This window comes from Streptomyces tamarix (assembly GCF_032423885.1).
Classification (GTDB): domain Bacteria; phylum Actinomycetota; class Actinomycetes; order Streptomycetales; family Streptomycetaceae; genus Streptomyces; species Streptomyces tamarix.
Map to the genome: position 1 here is coordinate 1 of NZ_JAWCTQ010000058.1, position 18,671 is coordinate 18,671.

General features: G+C 76.0%; 18 protein-coding genes. 9 read left to right on the forward strand and 9 right to left on the reverse strand.

Translation table 11 applies throughout. The annotated features are described in order from the left end of the window. Positions 1-112: 112 nt before the first annotated feature. Complete coding sequence (locus tag RND61_RS29480) at positions 113-901, reverse strand: class F sortase (protein WP_315881203.1); 789 nt, start codon at positions 899-901, stop codon at positions 113-115. Positions 902-968: 67 nt separating this feature from the next. After that, positions 969-1,481: a hypothetical protein gene (locus tag RND61_RS29485; protein ID WP_315881204.1), complete on the reverse strand. Its 513-nt coding sequence runs from the start codon at positions 1,479-1,481 to the stop codon at positions 969-971. Positions 1,482-3,061: 1,580 nt separating this feature from the next. On the opposite strand from RND61_RS29485, the gene hmgA reads away from it, so the two are divergent. From hmgA to RND61_RS29505, 4 genes are all read left to right on the forward strand, one after another. Further along, positions 3,062-4,396 carry a homogentisate 1,2-dioxygenase gene (gene hmgA, locus RND61_RS29490; protein WP_315881205.1) on the forward strand — a complete coding sequence of 445 codons (1,335 nt, stop codon included), beginning with the start codon at positions 3,062-3,064 and terminating at the stop codon, positions 4,394-4,396. A gap of 48 nt (positions 4,397-4,444) precedes the next feature. After that, on the forward strand, positions 4,445-5,194 hold the full coding sequence (locus tag RND61_RS29495) for a GntR family transcriptional regulator (RefSeq protein ID WP_315881206.1): 750 nt from the start codon (positions 4,445-4,447) through the stop codon (positions 5,192-5,194). 32 nt (positions 5,195-5,226) lie between these two features. Further along, positions 5,227-6,471 (forward strand): type ISP restriction/modification enzyme, encoded by a 1,245-nt coding sequence (locus tag RND61_RS29500; RefSeq protein ID WP_315881207.1) that lies wholly within the window; start codon positions 5,227-5,229, stop codon positions 6,469-6,471. Between the two features lie 321 nt (positions 6,472-6,792). Continuing rightward, positions 6,793-8,007 (forward strand): CaiB/BaiF CoA transferase family protein, encoded by a 1,215-nt coding sequence (locus RND61_RS29505; protein ID WP_315881208.1) that lies wholly within the window; start codon positions 6,793-6,795, stop codon positions 8,005-8,007. 147 nt (positions 8,008-8,154) lie between these two features. Here the strand turns inward: RND61_RS29505 and RND61_RS29510 are convergent, their stop codons facing one another. Further along, on the reverse strand, positions 8,155-8,418 hold the full coding sequence (locus RND61_RS29510; RefSeq protein ID WP_315881209.1) for a hypothetical protein: 264 nt from the start codon (positions 8,416-8,418) through the stop codon (positions 8,155-8,157). A gap of 384 nt (positions 8,419-8,802) precedes the next feature. Continuing rightward, positions 8,803-9,612 carry an SGNH/GDSL hydrolase family protein gene (locus tag RND61_RS29515; RefSeq protein ID WP_315881210.1) on the reverse strand — a complete coding sequence of 270 codons (810 nt, stop codon included), beginning with the start codon at positions 9,610-9,612 and terminating at the stop codon, positions 8,803-8,805. 328 nt (positions 9,613-9,940) lie between these two features. On the opposite strand from RND61_RS29515, the gene RND61_RS29520 reads away from it, so the two are divergent. Then, positions 9,941-11,032, forward strand: coding sequence for a DUF5925 domain-containing protein (locus RND61_RS29520; RefSeq protein ID WP_315881211.1), 1,092 nt, complete (start codon positions 9,941-9,943; stop codon positions 11,030-11,032). A gap of 65 nt (positions 11,033-11,097) precedes the next feature. Here the strand turns inward: RND61_RS29520 and RND61_RS29525 are convergent, their stop codons facing one another. Next, entirely contained in the window at positions 11,098-11,472 is a 375-nt protein-coding gene (locus tag RND61_RS29525) for a GntR family transcriptional regulator (RefSeq protein ID WP_315881212.1), read from the reverse strand. 70 nt (positions 11,473-11,542) lie between these two features. On the opposite strand from RND61_RS29525, the gene RND61_RS29530 reads away from it, so the two are divergent. Both RND61_RS29530 and RND61_RS29535 read left to right on the forward strand, forming a co-directional pair. Continuing rightward, a complete protein-coding gene (locus tag RND61_RS29530) occupies positions 11,543-12,466 on the forward strand; it encodes a GNAT family N-acetyltransferase (protein ID WP_315881213.1) in 924 nt (307 codons plus the stop codon). Beyond that, the gene (locus RND61_RS29535; RefSeq protein WP_315881214.1) at positions 12,447-12,920 is read left to right on the forward strand and encodes a DUF402 domain-containing protein; all 474 of its coding nucleotides are present in this window, start codon (positions 12,447-12,449) and stop codon (positions 12,918-12,920) included. Before RND61_RS29530 ends, RND61_RS29535 begins: the two co-directional genes overlap by 20 nt. Here RND61_RS29535 and RND61_RS29540 read toward each other — a convergent pair. Genes RND61_RS29540 through RND61_RS29555 form a run of 4 tightly spaced genes read right to left on the reverse strand, consistent with a single transcriptional unit; the run spans position 12,899 to position 16,348 of the window. Then, positions 12,899-13,357, reverse strand: coding sequence for a GNAT family N-acetyltransferase (locus RND61_RS29540; RefSeq protein WP_315881215.1), 459 nt, complete (start codon positions 13,355-13,357; stop codon positions 12,899-12,901). The two genes, RND61_RS29535 and RND61_RS29540, sit on opposite strands and share 22 nt — an antisense overlap. Continuing rightward, a complete protein-coding gene (locus tag RND61_RS29545) occupies positions 13,354-14,850 on the reverse strand; it encodes a tripartite tricarboxylate transporter permease (protein ID WP_315881216.1) in 1,497 nt (498 codons plus the stop codon). Before RND61_RS29545 ends, RND61_RS29540 begins: the two co-directional genes overlap by 4 nt. Then, complete coding sequence (locus tag RND61_RS29550) at positions 14,850-15,368, reverse strand: tripartite tricarboxylate transporter TctB family protein (protein WP_315881217.1); 519 nt, start codon at positions 15,366-15,368, stop codon at positions 14,850-14,852. Before RND61_RS29550 ends, RND61_RS29545 begins: the two co-directional genes overlap by 1 nt. Beyond that, positions 15,365-16,348 (reverse strand): Bug family tripartite tricarboxylate transporter substrate binding protein, encoded by a 984-nt coding sequence (locus tag RND61_RS29555; RefSeq protein ID WP_315881218.1) that lies wholly within the window; start codon positions 16,346-16,348, stop codon positions 15,365-15,367. Before RND61_RS29555 ends, RND61_RS29550 begins: the two co-directional genes overlap by 4 nt. Before the next feature lie 126 nt (positions 16,349-16,474). On the opposite strand from RND61_RS29555, the gene RND61_RS29560 reads away from it, so the two are divergent. Both RND61_RS29560 and RND61_RS29565 read left to right on the forward strand, forming a co-directional pair. Further along, entirely contained in the window at positions 16,475-17,164 is a 690-nt protein-coding gene (locus RND61_RS29560; RefSeq protein WP_315881219.1) for a response regulator, read from the forward strand. A 329-nt stretch (positions 17,165-17,493) separates the two neighbouring features. Then, the gene (locus tag RND61_RS29565; RefSeq protein ID WP_315881220.1) at positions 17,494-18,528 is read left to right on the forward strand and encodes a DUF3533 domain-containing protein; all 1,035 of its coding nucleotides are present in this window, start codon (positions 17,494-17,496) and stop codon (positions 18,526-18,528) included. Positions 18,529-18,671 lie beyond the last annotated feature (143 nt).

Below are 18,671 nucleotides of genomic sequence, written 5' to 3' on the forward strand. Positions count from 1 at the left end.
GCGCCCCCCCCCGGGGCGGCTGTTTCCGGGCCGGCGGGCCGCGGGGGGTGGCGTTTTCCGGGGGGCGGACCCGCCGGGGCGGCCCCGCGCCTTGGGGCGCGGCCCCGCCGTGTCACGCCCCCTGGGGGGCGTTCGCCGGGATGACGTCGGTGAGGTGGGCGAAGACGACGATGTTGGCCGCGTACCCCTGGCGGGGGTCGAAGGTGCCGCCGCAGGTGAGCAGGCGCAGTTCGGGTCGCTCCGCCGGTCCGTACACCTCCCGGTCGGGGAACTTCGCCTTGTCGTAGGTGCGCACGCGGTCGACCGTGAACACGGCGGTGACACCGTCCTGGCGGGTGACCCGGACGGTGTTGCCGGGCTTGAGCGAGTCGAGGTTCAGGAAGATGGCCGGCCCGGTGCGGGTGTCGCGGTGGCCGACCAGGATCGCGGTCCCCTTCTCACCGGGTGTGACGCCGCCCTCGTACCAGCCGACCAGCCGGGGCTGGTCGACGGGCGGAGAGCGCAGGCCCCCCGCCTCGTCGAGGCCGATCCTCACGACCGAGGCCTCGATGGTGATGGCCGGGACGGCGATCCGCTTGGCGGGCGAGGGGCCGAGAGGGGCGGGGGGCGGTTTCACCGACGGCTTCGGCACCTCGGGCCGCACCTGGTGGCCGCCCTCCTGCCCCGGCCCGGACCGCTGGCCCGCTTCCTGCCCGGGCCGCTGCCCGGCTTCCCCCCCGGCCGGTGGGCCCGACGGGGGGCCGACCGGCTGCCCGGGCTGCTGCCCGGCCTTCGACTCGACGGTGGGAGGCGATGCGGTCACGGTCCCCGACTGCCGCGGCGCCGCCACCACTGTCGGGGCGGGTCCGGACGGCTCGCCGTCCTGGACCCACCAGAGCCCGCCGGAGACCAGCACCGCCATCACCGCCATCGTCCTGGCGAGGCGGAGGAGGCGCAGTTGCCGGGGGTCGAACCGTGAGCGCCGGGGCCTACGCGGCGCCATCGGCGCGGCGACGACGGCGGACGAGGATCAGTCCGGCGGTTCCCGCCAGGCCGGCCGCGAGCGCCGCTCCGGCACCGAGCGTCGGCGCGCTGCCGGCCATGCTCGCCACGGTGGCCATGCCGCCGCCGCCCGCGCCCACGCCGCCGCGCGGCCCCCTGCCGTCGCCGCCGCTCCCGCCTCCCCCGTTCGGGCAGTCGACGCGGAAGACCTTCATCCTTTCGGATCCGGCGCCGGCGTAGGACCAGGAGAGCCGGTACTGGCCGTCCGGCAGCTTCAGTTCGGTGGTCTGCCCGGTCCCGGTCGGGGTGATCGCGATCGTCCCCTGGGCGGTGGGGGAGTCGGCCTCCAGCGGCTGCGGGCTGAGGGTGTAGCTGACCTGCCGCAACCCGGTGAAGTCGAAGGCGGCGAGGTAGAAGCGGCACACCTGGGATTCGCTGCGCTGGTCGAGGGGGGGCGTACCGACGCTGTGGATCTTGACGTCGCCGTTCGCCCCGGGCACGCCGGTGCCTGGTGCGCCGGGGGCGCCGGGTGCGCCTGGTGCCGGTGCGCCGGGTGCGCCTGGTGCCGGTGCGCCGGGAGCCCCTGGTGCCGGTGCGCCGGGGGCCGACCCACCGGGACCGCCGGGTCCACCAGGTCCACCGGGACCCCCCGGTGTTCCGGGTCCACCAGGTCCACCGGGCCCGCCGGGTCCACCGGGAGCGCCGGGTCCACCGGGTCCGCCTGGTCCACCGGGCCCGCCGGGAGCGCCAGGGGCTCCGGGGGCCCCCGGTGCGCCAGGAGCTCCCGGTGCGCCAGGGGCTCCGGGAGCGCCACCGCCGGGAGCGCCACCGCCGGGAGCACCAGGAGCGCCACCGCCGCCACCGGGAGCGCCGCCGCCACCGCCGGGAGCGCCACCCCCGCCACCACCGCTGCCGGGAGCGCCGCCGCCCCCGCCACCACTGCCGGGAGCGCCACCCCCGCCACCCCCACCGCCAGGAGCACCACCCCCGCCACCCCCACCGCCAGGAGCACCACCCCCGCCACCACCGCCACCAGGAGCACCACTGCCCCCGCCGCCACCGCCGGGAGCACCACTGCCCCCGCCACCGCCGCCGGGATCACCGGGAGCACCCCCACCACCGCTGCCGGGAGCACCACCGACGCCAGGAGCACCGGGAGCACCACCGCCGGGAACGCCGGGCACACCGGGTGCACCCGGTGCACCACCACCAGGAGCACCCCCACCGCCAGGAGCACCGGGAGCACCACCGCCAGGAGCACCCCCACCGCCAGGGGCGCCGGGAGCACCGACGCCGGGAGCGCCACCGCCCCCGCTGCCGGGAGCGCCAGGTGTACCGACGCCGGGAGCGCCCCCACCGCCAGGGGCACCAGGAGCACCAGGAGCGCCACCGCCCCCGGGCGCGCCAGGAGCGCCACCGCCGGGAGCGCCGGGAGCGCCACCGCCCCCGCCGCCGGGAGCGCCACCGCCCCCGCTGCCGGGAGCGCCAGGTGTACCGGCACCGGGTGTGCCGGGTGCGCCGGCACCAGCACCAGCACCGGTGCCAGCGCCGGCGCCAGCACCGGACGAGCCGGAGCCGGACGAGCCGCTCTCACCGGCGATGGCGAGGGGCACGCCGACGAGGGCGATGCTCCCTAGGGCGATTCCGGCGACGGTGGTGCGCAGGAGTGGTCGGGCTGGGGTCATGACGGGATTCCTCCGTGAGGATGCGTACGGATCAGCCGATAATCTGACTATTCGCCACATCGTGGACCCGCGGCGCATTGCACGCGGCGCGCCGCCGCCGGTTCGCCCGGTCGGCCCACCGGCGCCCCTTCCCCCACCGACACCGCCTCGCCGGGAGGCCGCGGAGCACAGCGGCGCCGTCCCCCGCGCCGCACGCGGCCGCGACCACCCCGGGGGCCGCGCCGCCACCCCGCACGGGAACCCACCGGGCAGCGGACCCGTCCCGCCCCCGCCCCGACACGGACGACGGCCCGCACCGGACCGGCGCCCGGACTCCGTGCGGCCCGCCCCGTTGACGCGGGCCGCCCGGAATCCTACGGTCTTCCATAGGATTCTATGAGCAGCAGGAGCGCGCGATGAGCATGGGCGGCGCCGCAGAGGCGAACGAGCAGACGAGGAAGACCGCCGAGGGCCTGGAGTACCTCTCCGGCTTCGGCAACGAGCACCATTCGGAGGCCGTCCCCGGCGCCCTCCCGCTGGGCCGGAACTCCCCGCAGCGGGCGCCGCTCGGGCTGTACGCGGAGCAGCTGAGCGGCAGCGCCTTCACCGAGCCGCGGGCCCGCAACCGCCGCTCGTGGCTCTACCGCGTCCGGCCGTCGGCGGCGCACCCGCCGTTCGCCCGCGTCGACAACGGCGCGCTGCGCTCGGCGCCCTTCACCGAGACCGTCCCGGACCCGAACCGGCTGCGCTGGAACCCCCTCCCGGAGCCCGCTCCCGGCACGGACTGGCTGACCGGCCTGTGGACGCTGGGCGGCAACGGCGACGTGGCGCAGCGCACCGGCATGGCCGTGCACCTGTACCACGCGAACGCCTCCATGGAGCGGGTGTTCAGCGACGCGGACGGTGAGCTGCTGATCGTCCCGGAGCGCGGCGGGCTGCTGCTCCGCACCGAGTTGGGCCTGCTCGCCGTGCGCCCCGGCGAGGTGGCGCTGGTGCCGCGCGGCGTCCGCTTCCGCGTGGAGCTGCTGGACGCGACGGCGCGCGGGTACGTGTGCGAGAACTACGGGCAGCCGTTCCAACTGCCCGACCTCGGCCCGATCGGCGCCAACGGCCTGGCCAACCCTCGCGACTTCCGGGCGCCGGTCGCCGCGTACGAGGACGTGGAGGGCCCGGTCGAGGTCGTCAACAAGTACTGCGGCAACCTCTGGCGGGCCACGTACGACCACTCCCCGCTGGACGTCGTCGCCTGGCACGGCAACCACGTCCCGTACGTCTACGACCTGCGCTCCTTCAACGTCATCGGGACGATCAGCTACGACCACCCCGATCCGTCGATCTTCACGGTGCTCACCTCGCCGACCGACACCCCCGGCCTCGCGGGCGTCGACTTCGTCGTGTTCGCGCCGCGCTGGCTGGTCGGCGAGGACACCTTCCGCCCGCCGTACTTCCACCGCAACGTGATGAGCGAGTACATGGGCCTCGTCGAAGGCGCGTACGACGCGAAGGCGGAGGGCTTCGTCCCCGGCGGCGGGTCGCTGCACAACATGATGTCCGCGCACGGCCCCGACCGGGAGACCTTCGACCGGGCGAGCGCCGCCGAGCTCAGGCCGCAGAAGGTCGACGACGGCCTGGCCTTCATGTTCGAGACCCGCTGGCCCGTGACGACCACCGCCCAGGCGGCGAACGCCGACCACCTGCAGCGGGGCTACGACGACGTGTGGCAGGGTCTTGAGCGCCACTTCCGCCCGTGAGTACGCCGTCGTAGGGTCGTACGCCGCACGCAGCAGTACGGAGACGCCGTGTCCGCCTTCGCCCCCGACTCCCTGGTCCTGAACCGGAAGCTGCCGCTCTGGTACCAGGTGTCCCAGTCCCTGCGCGCCTCGATACTGGGGCGCTCCCCGGACGCGTCGCTGCGGCTGCCCACCGAGGAGCAGTTGGCGGCGCACTACGGGGTGAGCGTGCTGACCATGCGTCAAGCGCTCAAGGAGCTGGAGCAGGAGGGCCTGATCAGCAGGCACCGGCGGCGCGGCACCTTCATCGAGCCGGGCGCCCGGCGCAGCGCCCCGCGCCGGCTGCTCGGCTCGATCGACGCGATCGTGGCGCAGCAGTCCGGCGAGCGGACCGCGGTCCTCGGGCACGGCACGGCGCCGGTGCCCGGGGAGCTCGCGGAGTACTTCCCGGACGTGACGGAGGTCGTCACGTACCGGCGGCTCCGCCGGGACGCGGAGACGGACGAGCCGACGAACTGGGCGGAGAACGCCGTCCGCCCGGAACTGGCGGACCGGATCGACGTGGCGGACCTGGAGCGCTGGCCGATGACGAAGGTGCTGCGGGACGCGGTCGGGGTGCGCATCAGCCGGATCACCGACACGGTCGAGGCGCGGCTCGCCGACCCGGTGACGGCGGGGCTGCTGGACGTGCCGCTGCTGTCGCCGATCCTCCACTACACGGGCGTGACGTACGACGAGGACGGCCGTGTGGTGGACGTGGCCCGCATCCGCTACCGCGGCGACCGGTTCTCCTTCACGGTCACGGTCGAGGCGGACTGAGGGCCGCCGCGGCCCGTGCGGGCGGCACTAGCATGCAGCGCGTGAACGCGGACGTGCTTCCCGACGGCGTGCCTCCCGACGACGTGCCCCTGCTCGACGACCTCATGCCGTGGTCCGTGCCGCCGCTGCGGCTGGGCCGGGAGTGGGTGGCCGCCCCGGACACGGGCACGCTGCGGGCGCGTTGGGACGCGCTGGTCGCGGCCGGCGGCGCGGAGCGCGAGGCGCTGTTCCTGCCGAGCCGGGCGCGCACGCCGCACAGCGCGGTGGCCGCGCTGCCGGGGCAGCGGACCGGGACCGTGCGCTTCGTACGCGAGGACGGGCCGTGCCCGCAGCCGGTGCGGATCGCGTACGGGCCGTTCGACGAGCGGTGGCTGCTGCCGGACCACCGGCTGATCGACGCGGCGCGGCCGGAGCTGTGGCGGGTCGCGGACGCGCACCAGGTCTTCGCGGTGGAGCAGGGGTACGTGCCGGGGGCCGCGGGTCCCGCGCTGCTGGTGACGGCCCCGCTCCCGGACGGCTGCTCCCCCGCCGGGCGCCCCGGCCGCGTCCGCCCCCTGTACCGGCGCCCCGGAGGCCGCGAGCCGAACGTCGCGCCCGGTCTGCCGGCGCTGCTGCGGGAGCGGTACGGGCGGGAGCCGGCCGCCGGCGACCTGCTGGCGTGGGCGGTCGCGGCGGCGGTGCCGTCGCCCGCCGGCTGCCGGGTGCCGCTGCCCGCCGACCCGGACGTGTGGGCGGCCGGTGTGGCGCTGGGCCACCGGATGGCACGGGTCCAACTGCGCGGTGCGCGGGGCGGGGAGCGACCGCGCCTGCCGGGCGGGCGGCGGCCCTACGTGCGGGCCGCGCCGCCGCCGTGCCCGGAGGCGCTGGAGTACGACGCGGCGGCCGAGGTCCTGTACCTGGGGACGGGACGCATCGCACCGGTGCCGGCGGAGGCGTGGGAGTACCGCGTGGGCGGTGTGCGGGTGCTGCCGCTCTGGTTCGAGCGGCGGACGGCGCCCGCGCGGCCGGGCACCCTGGAGGCGATCCGCCCGGCGGCCTGGCCGCGCGCGTGGACGTCCGAACTGCTGGAGCTGATCACCGTCCTGGCGCTGCTGGGCGCCCTGGACGCGGAGCGCGCGGCCCTCGCGGACCGGCTCCGGTCGTCCGGCGCGCCGTCGCTCACCCGCACCGGCCTGCGGGCCGCGGGGGTGCTCCCGCACCCGGTGGCCGCCCGGCGCCCGGCCTCCGTGCTGGACCACCGCGAGGAGGGCCCGGAGGGGCAGTTCGCGCTGCTCTAGCCGCGGTCGCCTGCCGGTGCCGGCGGGCCGGCCGAAACCGTCCAGGACGCGGCGGGCCGCGCGCCCGGCGCGCGTCCGGGCTTCGGGTGCCCGGGCTCCGCGGTGACGGAGGGGCGCTCCGCAGGGGGTCCTCGGGCCGGTCGGCACGGTCGGCGCGGGTGGGACGGCCGCCGCGCGGGCGCCGGCGGCCCTCGTCGCGCCGGGTGCGGGCGGCGCCCGGGCCGCCGGGCACGGCGTGGTGCGCGGGCCGGCCCCGGCGTGCCGGTGCGCGCGGCCGGAGGGGGTGACAAAGGCGGCCGGTACGCGGTAGGCACGGTGACCATGAGCACCCACCCGCGGTCCCGGCCGCTCCCGCTGCCGCTCGACGGGGTCACCGTCGTCGCCGTCGAGCAGGCCGTCTCGGCGCCGTTCGCCACCCGCCAGCTCGCCGACCTGGGCGCCCGGGTGATCAAGGTGGAGCGGCCGGACGGGGGTGACTTCGCCCGCGGCTACGACACGGCCGCGCGCGGGCTCGCCTCCCACTTCGTGTGGTGCAACCGGGGCAAGGAGTCCCTGGCCGTCGATCTGAAGGACCCGCGCGGCCTCGCGCTGGTACGCCGGCTCGTCGCGCGCGCGGACGTGTTCGTGCAGAACCTGGCGCAGGGCGCGGCGGCCCGGCTGGGGCTGGACGCGGCGACGCTGTGCGCGGCGCACCCGCGCCTGGTGGCGGTGGACGTCTCCGGCTACGGGGCGGGCGGCCCGTACGCGCACAAGCGGGCGTACGACATGCTCGTGCAGTGCGAGGCGGGGCTCGTGTCGGTGACGGGCACGCCGGAGCAGCCAGTGAAGGCGGGTGTCCCCGCGGCGGACATCGCGGCGGCGATGTACGCGTTCTCGGGGGTGCTGGCGGCGCTGCTGCGGCGGGCGGCCACGGGGGTCGGCGGGCCCGTGGAGGTGTCGATGCTGGAGGCGCTGGCCGAGTGGATGGGCCATCCGCTGCACCACGGGATGCACGGCGGCGGGGCTCCGGCGCGCACGGGGGTGGCGCACGCGGTGATCGCCCCGTACGACGCCTACGCGACGGCGGACGGCGGGCAGGTGCTGCTGTCGGTGCAGAACGACCGGGAGTGGCGGCGGCTGGCCGAACGGGTGCTGGGACGGCCCGAGTTGGCCGATGACCCGGCGTTCGCGACGAACACGGCGCGGGTGGCGAACCGGGGGCGGACCGACGCCGTGGTCGGTGAGGCGTTGGGCGCGCTGGACGCGGTGGAGGCGGTCGAGCGGCTGGAGGCGGCGGGCATCGCGTGCGCGCGGCTGAACACGGTCGCGGACGTGGCCGCGCACCCGCAGCTGGCGGCGCGGGACCGGTGGCGCGAGGTCGGCTCGCCGGCGGGTCCGCTGCGGGCGCTGCTTCCGCCGATCACCCTGCCGGGCGGGCCGGAGCCGTTGATGGGTGCCGTTCCGGAGCTGGGCGAGCACACGGACGCGGTGCTGCGGGAACTGGGCGTGGACGCGCGGGAGTGCGCACGCCTGCGCCGGGACGGTGTGGTCGCGTGAGGCGGGTGGGGACCGGCGGGCGGCCGGGGGCGGGTCAGGACCGGTGGGCGGGGAGCGGTCCTGCCGAGGAACGGCCGGGTGGGAGCCGTCTCGCGTGGGCGTCGACGGGCGGATGACCGGCCGGACCTCGTCCCCTTCGGGGCCGCCTCAGCCGTGGTTGCCGAAGAGCGAGCGGCGCAGGCGGCGCAGCGGCGCGAAGAGCGAGACGCGCGCGCTCTTGCTGCGGTCCCGGTGCGCGACGTCACGCGACGTCAGCTCCAGCATGAGGGAGGTCGCCTCGGCCGTCTCGCGCTGCGGGACGGCGGGGCCGCCGAGCACCGCGAGGTGGCGGTCCAGACGCGAACTGGTCGCGCCGCTCCCGCAGGTGATGGCAGGCACGCGCGGCCTGCTGCGCATTGCTATCTGTTCCATGACACTCCCCACCCGTACAAGGGCACCCGGCCCGGGCCAACGTTAACCCTATCGTCCCCGCCTCGCAGTCGTGTATCCCGGTGTCGGGATTCACCACGTGGATACGGGGGTTGACGGTGACTCTCCGAATACGGCCGATTCCGGGGCGAGTTGGACGGCCCCCTGCCGGACGGTGCCGTCCCGGTGAAGGGGCCTCGCGGGCCAAGGCACGGGCAGGGAAAGGCCGGTGGCGGATCGCTGCCGGCCGCGTGCCGGACGAAAACCGCGCGGGCGTGGTGTGGCGGGCCCGTGGCGGGGTACCGGGGCGGAGGGTCGCGGTCCGGAAGGTGCGGGCGGCGGGGCGCGGTCGTGGCCCCGCCGCCGGGCCGGGCGACGCGTCCGCGCCTACGCGGCGTTTCTGAGGACCGGGAGGTAGCCGCCCGACTGGCCCGCGGCCGTGGGGTGGTACGACTCGCCGATGTTGAGCCAGTTGACGCTGTGCAGCCACGCCGAGCCGGAGCAGATCTCGTGGCCGGTGAAGGTCGGGACGACGTCGCCGAAGGTGAAGCCGTGGTCGGCGGCGCGCTTGGCGGTGGCGGCGTTGAGGTGGTCGGCGGCGCCGTTGATGGCGCGCCGCTCGTTCTCCGTGAGGCCGGCGACGCAGGTGCCGTTCAGCTGGTAGAACCGGGGGTAGCCGAGGACGACGACCCGGGCGGACGGGGCCTTGCCGCGGATGGCGCGGTACACGGTGTCGAGGCGCCCGGGCAGCGTCGTGTCGACGAACGCCTTGGCCTCGTTGACGCGCTGGATGCAGGTGGCCTCGGACTGGAGGACGCAGGTCGTCATGACGTCGGCGAAGCCGGCGTCGTTGCCGCCGACGGTCAGGGAGACGAGGTCCGTCCCGCTGTTGAGCGGCCCGAGCTGGCCGGCCGTCACATCGGCCGTGCGGGCGCCCGAGCAGGCGGTGAACGCGAACGACGAGGGGGCGTTGGCCGCCGCCCAGAGGGCGGGGTAGGCGCGGGGCGTGCGCTTGCAGGAGCCGCTGGCGCTGTCGTACGCGCCGGCTCCGACGCCGGAGGAGTAGGAGTCGCCGAGGGCCACGTAGTCGACGGCGGCGGCCGAGGAGTCGGCCTGTGCGGCCCCCGCACCGGTGAGGGTGAGGGCGGCGCCGAGGAGGAGCGAGGACGCGAGTGCGGCAACGCGGGACGTTTTCATGGAACCCCCTGTCGCGGGATCACTGCCTGCCCCTTGGTAGCAGTGACGGCGTGTGCATGCCAATAGTCGCGACGGTAATCGCCTGCACATTCCCTCTTTCGGGGTGCGCGTCCCACGGCGCTCCACCCGCACCGCCAACTCCGGCGCGCACCGGTGGAGTCGGCCCCACCCGTGCGCCCCTCTCCCGCGCCACCCCGCCCCTCCCCTGCCCCTCCTCTGCCTCCCCTCCGCCCCTCCTTTGCCTCTACCTGTGCCGCGGGGAGCCACGGCGGCGTGGCGGAGGGTGAAAACCGGTGCGGGAACGACGGGTGTGCCGGATCATGGGCGCATGTCAGCCAACCCGCAGGACGCACTGCCGATCCGGCTCACCGTCGACGACAGCGACTCCCCTTCCGACGTGGTCGACGCGTTGTTCCTCGGCCGCTTCGCCACCGGCGAGCAGCCGCACTCGCGCAGCCGCAGCCTCGACCGGGTCAAGTCGGGCTCGACGCTGCTCCCGCCGGGAGCGACGGTGCTGCGGTCCGCCCGCGCGGACGACCGCAGCGCCGTCCTCGCGGAGGGCGAGGGCTGGACGCTGCTCGTGTCCCGCTGGAACCGGGGCGCGGACGTCACGGTCACCGCCGTCGACGACGCCCTGGCCGAACGGGTCCTGGCCGAGGCGACGGACGGCGCCCAGGACGAGCCCGAACCGCGCCCCGACAACGTCACCATGGGCTTTTGGTACCTGTCCCCGCGGCGCGGCCCGCACCGGACGACCCGCCAGATCGCCGCCGGCGCCTGGGACGAGGTGCGGCCCAACTACACGGCGCCCGTCGCGGACGCGCTGGACCGGCTGATGAAGGTCACGCCCGACGACGTCGCGGGCCGGCTGCTGCTCCTGCACGGCCCGCCCGGCACGGGCAAGACGTCCGCGCTGCGCACGCTCGCCCGGTCGTGGCGGGACTGGTGCCAGGTGGACTGCGTCCTCGACCCGGAGCGGCTGTTCGGGGACACCGGCTACCTGATGGACATCGCGATCGGCGAGGACGACGGCACGGCGGAGGGCCGCTGGCGGCTGCTGCTCCTGGAGGACTGCGACGAGCTGATCCGCGGCGAGGCCAAGCACACGGCGGGGCAGGCCCTGTCGCGGTTGCTGAACCTGACGGACGGGCTGCTGGGACAGGGCCGCAACGTCCTCGTCGGCGTCACCACCAACGAGGACCTGGAGCGGCTGCACCCGGCGGTCGTCCGGCCCGGTCGGTGCCTGGCCCGCGTCGAGGTCGGGCCGCTGACCCGCGCCGAGGCGGTCGCCTGGCTGGGCGGGGAGGAGGGCGTCGGCCGCGACGGCGCCACCCTCGCGGAGCTGTACGCCCTGCGGCGCGGCACCGGCCCCACCTCCCTCCCGGAGCCGCGGAACGCGGGCGCGGGCCTGTACTTGTAGGGCTCCGCCCGTACAGCTCCACCCGTATCCACCCGTAGGGGCCCCTCGCGGGGCTCCCCGCCGGCTCACGCCCCGTACACGGCGCGCAGGGCGTCCGCCACCGCCGCCCCGGCCTCGGCCTGGGTCAGGCCCAGGCGGCGGGCCTCCCGAGCGTAGGCGGCGGCCGCCGCGGCGGCGTGGCGTCCGGCGGCGTCGCCGGCCGCCGCGACGAACGTGCCGGCGCGCCCCCGGGTCTCGATCACGCCGTCCGCCTCCAGCGCCCGGTACGCCTTGGCGACGGTGTTCGCGGCGAGGCCCAGCTCCTCCGCCAGGCCCCGGACGGTGGGCAGCCTGTAGCCGGCCGGGAGGCGGCCGGAGCGGACCTGCTCGGAGATCTGGGCGCGCAGTTGTTCGTAGGGGGCGGTCGACGACCCGGCGTCGACGGAGAGTTTCACGGTCACGGGCCGATTGTTCCCCACCGCGCGGAAATGGGGAGGCGGTCACGGCCCGGGCCCCGTAGCGTGCCGTCCCATGGCCGTCATCATCCGTGACTTCCACCCCGGGGACGCCGAGGCGGTGGTCCGGTCCCGCCGCGCCACCGTGCCGTTCCTGGCGGTGACGCCCCGTTCGGTCCTCTTCGACGTCGAGACCGCCAACCCCGCGAAGCGGTTCCGCCTGCTGGTGGCCGAGGAGGACGGCGAGGTCGTCGGGACCGCCTACGCCGGCATCGCGTACGACAGCGGCGTCCCCGGCCAGGGGTACGTCACGCCGAACGTCCACCCGGACCACCGCGGCCGGGGCGCGGGCGGGTCGCTGCTGCGCACCGCCGAGGAGCACCTGGCGGCCCACGGGGCCACGACGGTCCACGCCTGGGTGCGGGACGACCCGCACAGCACCGCGTTCGCCGCGAAGCGCGGCTACCGTCCCACGCGGACCGCGCACTTCCAGCACCTGGACCTGGCCCGCGCCGTCCTCCCCGAGCCGCCCGGCGCGCTCCCGCCCGGAGTCGCGCTGCGCACGGCCGCCGACTACGAGGACGACCCCCGGCCGCTGTTCGAGGCGGACGCGGAGGCGACGGCCGACGAGCCGGGCGACATCGCCGCGGTCCTCGACGACTTCGACGACTGGGTGCGCCACACCTGGAACAACCCCCTGTTCGACCGCCACCTGTCCACGGTCGTGACGGTGGACGGCCGGGTGGCCTCCTACACCGCCGCCCACACGGACCGCGAGACCCGTTACGTCTCCGGCATGACCGGCACCCTGCGCGCCCACCGCGGCCGGGGCCTGGCGAAGCTGGCCAAGGCGGACTCGCTGCGCCGCGCCCGCGCCGCCGGGCTCACCGACGCGTACACGAGCAACGACGGCGCGAACGGGCCGATGCTGGCGATCAACCGGTGGTTCGGCTACGGGATCTGCGCCACGGAGGTGCGCCATGTCCGCACGCTCGGTTGACGTCGTCCTCGTCAAGGCGGGGCGTACGAAGATCCGGTACCGGGCGGAGGTGGTCCGTGACGACGGCGCGGTGCTGACGGTCCGCGCCGCCTGGGCGGGCGAGGGCGTGCGGGACTTCGGCTTCGTGCGGTTCGAGCCCGGCGACGTGTTCACGGAGCACTACGGGCGGGACCGGTGGTACTCCGTGAAGGAGGTGCGGGCCGCGGACGGCACGCCGAAGGGCTGGTACTGCGACATCACCCGGCCCGCGCGGATCACGGCCGCGGAGGTGGTCGTGGAGGACCTGGACCTGGACCTGTGGGTGTCGGCGGACCGGCGGCTGGTGCTGCGCCTGGACGAGGACGAGTTCGCGGCGAGCGGCCTCGCGGCGCGCGACCCGCACGCCGCGGCCCGCGCGGTGGAGGCGCTGGACGCGTTGGAGGCCCTGGCCCGTCAGGGCAGCGACTTGCGGTAGTGGAAGCGGTCGTAGGGGCCGTCCTTGCGGCGCTCGACGACCTCGTAGCCGTACCTCTCGTACATCCTCCGGTTCTCCCACATCATCGCGTTCGTCAGCAGGCGCACCTGGGGCAGGCCCAGGGCGCGGGCGCGGTCCTCGACGAAGGCGAGGAGGCGCCGGCCGAGGCCGGTGCCCCGGACGTCGGGGTGCACGGCGATCGAGTCGAGGTACAGGTGGTCGGGCTCGGTGCGGACGACGACCAGGCCCCGCACCGGCTCCCCCGCGACGAACACCCGCCCCGCGGCCACGTCCGCCGCGTGATCGGCCTCCATCGGGGCCGGTACGAGGCCGATCCGGTCGATGTAGGGGCGGTAGGCCGCGTCGGTGACGGCCTTCACCGCGGGCGTGTCGGCGGGGGCGGCGGGGCGGATGCCGTCCGCGGGGGTGTCCGTCATGCCGTCAGGTTACGGCGCCGGTTGATCACCTTCGCGATCAGGGGCCAGGCCAGCAGGAGCGCGACCACGGCGTAGACGGCGAGGGAGAACGGCGTGTTGACGAGACCGGTGAGGCTGCCGTCGCTGATCTGGAGGGCGCGGCGCAGCTGCTGTTCGGCGGCCGGGCCGAGGATGACGCCGATCACGGCGGGCAGCACCGGCAGGCCGTAGCGGCGCATGCCGAACCCGATGAGGCCGATGACGAGCAGGACCACCAGGTCCAGCGCCTCGCCGCCGACCGCGTACGCGCCGACCGCGGCGAAGAACAGGATGCCCGCGTACAGGTAGGGGCGGGGCACCCGCAGCAGCTTCGCCCACACCGGGGCGAGCGGCAGGTTCAGCGCCAGCAGGAGCACCATCCCGACGAACAGGGACGCGATCAGGCCCCACACGAGCTGCGGCTCGCGTTCGAACAGCAGGGGGCCCGGCTGGATGCCGTACTGCTGGAACGCGGCGAGCATGACGGCGGCGACGGCCGTCGTGGGCAGGCCCAGGGTGAGCATCGAGACGAGGGTGCCCGCGGCGGAGGCGGAGGCGGCGGACTCGGGCCCGGCCACGCCCTCGATGGCGCCGCGCCCGAACTCGTCCTTGTGCCGGGAGAGCCGCTTCTCGGTGACGTACGACAGGAACGTCGGGATCTCGGCGCCGCCGGCCGGGATCGCGCCGAACGGGAAGCCGACGAGCGGGCCGCGCAGCCACGGCTTCCAGACGCGCCTCAGGTCGGCCCGGGCCAGCCAGGGCCGGCCGACCGGGATGGCGTCGGCGCCGTGGCGGCGCAGGTGCGCGGCGACCCACAGGGCCTCGCCTATGGCGAAGAGGCCGACCGCGACAATGACCACGTCCACGCCGTCGGCGAGCTGGAGCGAACCGAAGGTGAGGCGGGCCTGGCCGGTCGTCCCGTCGAGGCCGACGAGGCCGAGAGTGAGGCCGATCAGCAGGGACGCCAGGCCGCGGACGCGGGACGAGCCGAGGACGGAGGTGACGGCGATGAAGGCCAACACCATGATCGCGAAGTAGTCGGGGGCGCCGATGTCGACGGCGAGCGCGGCGACGACGGGGGCGAGCGCGACCAGCAGGACCGTGCCGATCAGGCCGCCGGCGAAGTGGCCGCCGGCCGCGGCGGCGAGCGCCTGGGCGCCGCGGCCCGCCTTGGCCATGGGGTTGCCCTCGATCGCGGCGACGACGGCGGCGCTCTCGCCGGGCGTGTTCAGCAGGATCGAGGTGGTGGAGCCGCCGAACATGGCGCCGTAGTAGATGCCGGCGAACATGATGAACGCGCCGGTCGGCTCCAGCCCGTACGTGACGGGCAGGAGCAGCGCGACGGCCATGGCGGGGCCGATGCCGGGCAGGACGCCGATGGCGGTGCCGAGGAGGACGCCGACCGCCGCCCACAGCAGGTTGAGGGGGGTGAGGGCAGTGCCGAAGCCCTCGACGAGGGAGTTCAGGGAATCCATCAGATCACTCCCATGAGCGGCCCGCCGGGGAGCGGGACGCCGAGCAGGTGGTCGAAGACGAGGTACGTGACGAAGGACAGGACCGCCGCGATGAGCGGGTCGCGGTCGGTGCGGCGGCTGCCGAGGGCGTACGCGCAGCCCCAGAAGAGGAGCGCGCCGGAGACGGGGAAGCCGAGCGGGCCGATGAGGACGGCGTTGCCGAGGAACACCCCGACCAGGAGCAGCACGGTCCGCCAGTCGGTGGGCTCGGACAGGTCGACGTCCTCGCCGCCCTCGGCCTCGCCGCGCCCTCCGCGCAGCACGTCGACGGTGAGGAGGACGGCGACGAGGAGCAGCCCGGCGCCGACGACGAGGGGCACGGTGCGGGGACCGACGGGGCCACGCTGGGCGAGGTCGACGCTCATCGTGACGGCGTCGGTGAGGACGAGGACGCCCAGGAGGAAGAGGAAGGCGCAAACGCCGAGTTCGGAGCGGTCGCGGAGCCAGGCGCGGCGGTCACGGGTCGCGGGGGCGGTCACAGGCCGAGCTCCTTCAGGACGTCGGCGACGCGCTGGTCCTGCGCGTCGAGGAAGGCGCCGAACTCCTCGCCGGCGAGGAACGCGTCGGTCCAACCGTTCTTCTCCAGGGACGCGCGCCACTGCGGGGAGGCGTGCAGCTTCGTGACGAGGGTGACGAGCTTGTCGCGTTCGGCGTCCGTGAGGCCGGGCGGGGCGACGATGCCGCGCCAGTTGGTGAACTCGGTGTCGAGGCCGGACTCGCGGAGGGTGGGCGCGTCGACGCCGGGGACGCGTTCGGCGCCGGTGACGGCGAGGACGCGCAGCTCGCCCGCCTTGATCTGGTCGAGGTACTCGCCGACGCCGGAGACGCCGAAGGCCACCTTGTCACCGAGGATCGAGGCGAGGAGCTCGCCGCCGCCGTCGAAGGGGACGTAGTTGACCGCCTTCGGCGGGATGCCGGCCGCCTGCGCCATCAGCATCGGCGCGAGGTGGTCGGGGCCGCCCGGGGACGAGCCGCCCCCGACGGGCAGCCCACCGGGGTCGGCCTTCCAGGCGGAGAGCAGGTCGCGCAGGGTCCGGTACGGGGAGTGCTTGGACACCACCACGATGTCCTGCTCCTCGGTGAGCCGGGCGATGGGCGTGGTGTCGGCGAGGGTCTTGGGCGCGTTGTTCGTGTGGACGGCTCCGACGACGCCGAGACCCATGGACATGGCGAGCCTGCCGTCGCCGTGTTCGCTGACGAGCGAGGTGAGGCCGACGGTGCCGCCCGCGCCGGGCAGGTTGAAGACCTCGACGTTGCGCGTCAGGCCGGCGTCCTCGGCGTTCTTCGCGACGGTGCGGGCGGTGATGTCGTAGCCGCCGCCGGGCGTGTTGGGGACCATGAGGCGCAGGCCGGGGATGTGGGTGCCGGTGTCGGAGCCGCTGCCGGGCTGAAGCAGCGGCGGCCCCACGAGCACCAGCAGTGCCGCCCCGAGCAGGGCGAGGGGGGTGCGCAGTCGCACGGGTGCCGCCTTTCGGTTCTGGGTTCCGGGAGATGGCCCACATGTTGCCCGCGCGTTAAGAACATGTCTCCGTTCCGCAATCAACGGACGTTGTGGTCGTTGTGGTCGCGGCCTAGCGTTCGGGGAATGACGAGGGTGCTGGTGGTCGACGACGACTTCATGGTCGCCAAGCTGCACAGCCGCTACGTGTCCGCGGTGGACGGCTTCACGGTCGCCGGGGTCGCGCACAGCGGCGCCGACGCGCTGCGCGCCGCCCGTGAGCTGCGCCCCGACCTGCTGCTGCTCGACGTGTACCTGCCCGACATGGACGGCATCGAGGTGCTGCGGGCGGTACGGGCGGAGGAGGAGCGCGCCGGGCGGGGCGGCGCGCACGCGGACGCCCTGTTCATCACGGCCGCGCGGGACGCGGCCACGGTCCGCTCGGCGCTGCGGGCGGGCGCGCTGCACTACCTGATCAAGCCGTTCAGCCAGGCGGCGCTGCGGGAGCAGTTGCTGCACGCGGCGTCCGTGCGTACGCGTCTCGCCGCGCTGGACGAGGCCCGCCAGGAGGACGTCGACCGGATCTTCGGCACCCGGCCCCGCGCGTCGCGGGAGCTGCCGAAGGGGCTGGCCGCGCACACGGCGGACCTGGTGGACCGCGTCCTGCGCGAGCACCCCGCGGGGCTGTCCGCGTCGGAGTGCGCGGAGGCGGGCTCCCTGTCCCGGGTGAGCGCCCGCCGCTACCTGGAGTACTTCGCGGAGACGGGCCGCGCCGAGGTCACCCTCCGCTACGGCGGGACGGGCCGCCCGGAGCGCCGCTACCGGCGGGTGGGCTGAGCGCCGGCGGGGCAGGACGAGGGCGGCGGCCGGGCGCGCAGGACGTGCCGCGGGGCGGCGGGCTGGCGGCGGCCGGACGCGGCGGCGGCGGGCGAACGCGGCGGCCGGGCGCGTCGGCGGCGGGCGGCGAACAGGCACGGTGGCGGCGGGCACGGTGGCCGGACGCGTCGGCGGCTGGGCGGCGGGTCCGGCGGGCGGCGGTCGGACGTGGCGGGCGGCGGCGGGCGGGCGAACGCGGCGGCGGCTGGGCGGCGGGTCCGGCGGCCGGGGCTCAGCCATTCGGCCCCGCACCGCCTGCGGGAACCCCGGCCTGACCGGAGCGTGGGGGCATGACGCTCGCCGCCGAGGTGCGAAGCGCCGTCACGCCCAGGGCCGCCCTGCTGGTCGTCGGCGTGCTGGCGCTCCAGTTGCTGTTCATCGCGTCCTACGTGGGCGCCCTGCACAACCCGAGGCCCACGGACGTGCCCTTCGGCGTGGTCGCGCCGGGCCCCGCCGCCGAGCGGACGGCCGACCGCCTCGCCGCGCTGCCCGGCGACCCGCTCGACCCGCGGGTGCTGTCCGACGAGGCCGAGGCGCGGCGGCGGATCACGGACCGGGAGATCGACGGCGCCCTGGTCGTCGATCCGGCGGGCACCACCGACACCCTGCTGGTCGCCTCCGGCGGCGGTACGGTCCTGGCGACCGCCCTGGAGCGGATCGCCACCGAGGTCGAACGACCCCAGGGCCGCACGGTCCGGACGGTGGACGTGGCCCCCGCCTCCGAGCGGGACTTCGACGGCCTGTCCGCCTTCTACCTGGTCGTCGGGTGGTGCGTGGGCGGCTATCTGCTCGCGTCGATCCTGGCCATCAGCGCGGGCTCCCGGCCCGCCAACACCCGGCGCGCGGTCATCCGGCTCGCCGCCCTGGCGCTCTCCGCGCTCCTCGGCGGACTGGGCGGCGCGATCATCGTCGGCCCGGTGCTCGGCGCGCTGCCCGGGAGCGTCCCCGCCCTGTGGGGGCTGGGCGCGCTGGTGGTCTTCTCGGTCGGCGCGGTCACCCTGGCCCTCCAGGCGCTCACCGGCATCGTCGGCATCGGGCTGGCCGTGCTGCTGATCGTGATCGCCGGCAACCCGAGCGCGGGCGGCGCGTTCCCCGGCCCCATGCTGCCCGACTTCTGGCGGACGATCGGCCCCGGCCTGCCGCCGGGCGCGGGCACCTGGGCGGCGCGGTCCATCGCGTACTTCCGGGGCAACGCCGTCTCCGGACCGCTCCAGGTGCTGTCCGTCTGGGCGGTCGCCGGAACGGTGGTCACCCTGGTCGTGTCGTCGCTGCGCCGCGGCGACGGCACCGGGGACGCGCCGCCGGCCGGCGCGGACAGGGCCTGACCGGCCCCGATCCCGCGCGGGCCCCCGGCCCCGGTGCTCCCGGGACCGGGGGCCTTCCCGGTTCCCGTGCCGGGGTCCGCCGGTTTGCGCGCCGTGCCCGGCGAGCGCCCCCGCGACGGGCCGGGGCGCGGCCTGAGGGCCGG

Bases quoted from the DNA above. Each gene is read 5' to 3' on its own strand.
- RND61_RS29545 (WP_315881216.1), bottom strand. From the start codon at position 14,850: ATGGATTCCCTGAACTCCCTCGTCGAGGGCTTCGGCACTGCCCTCACC.
- RND61_RS29540 (WP_315881215.1), bottom strand. From the start codon at position 13,357: ATGACGGACACCCCCGCGGACGGCATCCGCCCCGCCGCCCCCGCCGAC.
- RND61_RS29560 (WP_315881219.1), top strand. From the start codon at position 16,475: ATGACGAGGGTGCTGGTGGTCGACGACGACTTCATGGTCGCCAAGCTG.
- RND61_RS29515 (WP_315881210.1), bottom strand. From the start codon at position 9,612: ATGAAAACGTCCCGCGTTGCCGCACTCGCGTCCTCGCTCCTCCTCGGC.
- RND61_RS29520 (WP_315881211.1), top strand. From the start codon at position 9,941: ATGTCAGCCAACCCGCAGGACGCACTGCCGATCCGGCTCACCGTCGAC.
- RND61_RS29535 (WP_315881214.1), top strand. From the start codon at position 12,447: ATGTCCGCACGCTCGGTTGACGTCGTCCTCGTCAAGGCGGGGCGTACG.
- RND61_RS29480 (WP_315881203.1), bottom strand. From the start codon at position 901: ATGGCGGTGCTGGTCTCCGGCGGGCTCTGGTGGGTCCAGGACGGCGAG.
- RND61_RS29505 (WP_315881208.1), top strand. From the start codon at position 6,793: ATGAGCACCCACCCGCGGTCCCGGCCGCTCCCGCTGCCGCTCGACGGG.
- RND61_RS29510 (WP_315881209.1), bottom strand. From the start codon at position 8,418: ATGGAACAGATAGCAATGCGCAGCAGGCCGCGCGTGCCTGCCATCACC.
- RND61_RS29530 (WP_315881213.1), top strand. From the start codon at position 11,543: ATGGCCGTCATCATCCGTGACTTCCACCCCGGGGACGCCGAGGCGGTG.
- hmgA (WP_315881205.1), top strand. From the start codon at position 3,062: ATGAGCATGGGCGGCGCCGCAGAGGCGAACGAGCAGACGAGGAAGACC.
- RND61_RS29565 (WP_315881220.1), top strand. From the start codon at position 17,494: ATGACGCTCGCCGCCGAGGTGCGAAGCGCCGTCACGCCCAGGGCCGCC.
- RND61_RS29500 (WP_315881207.1), top strand. From the start codon at position 5,227: ATGCAGCGCGTGAACGCGGACGTGCTTCCCGACGGCGTGCCTCCCGAC.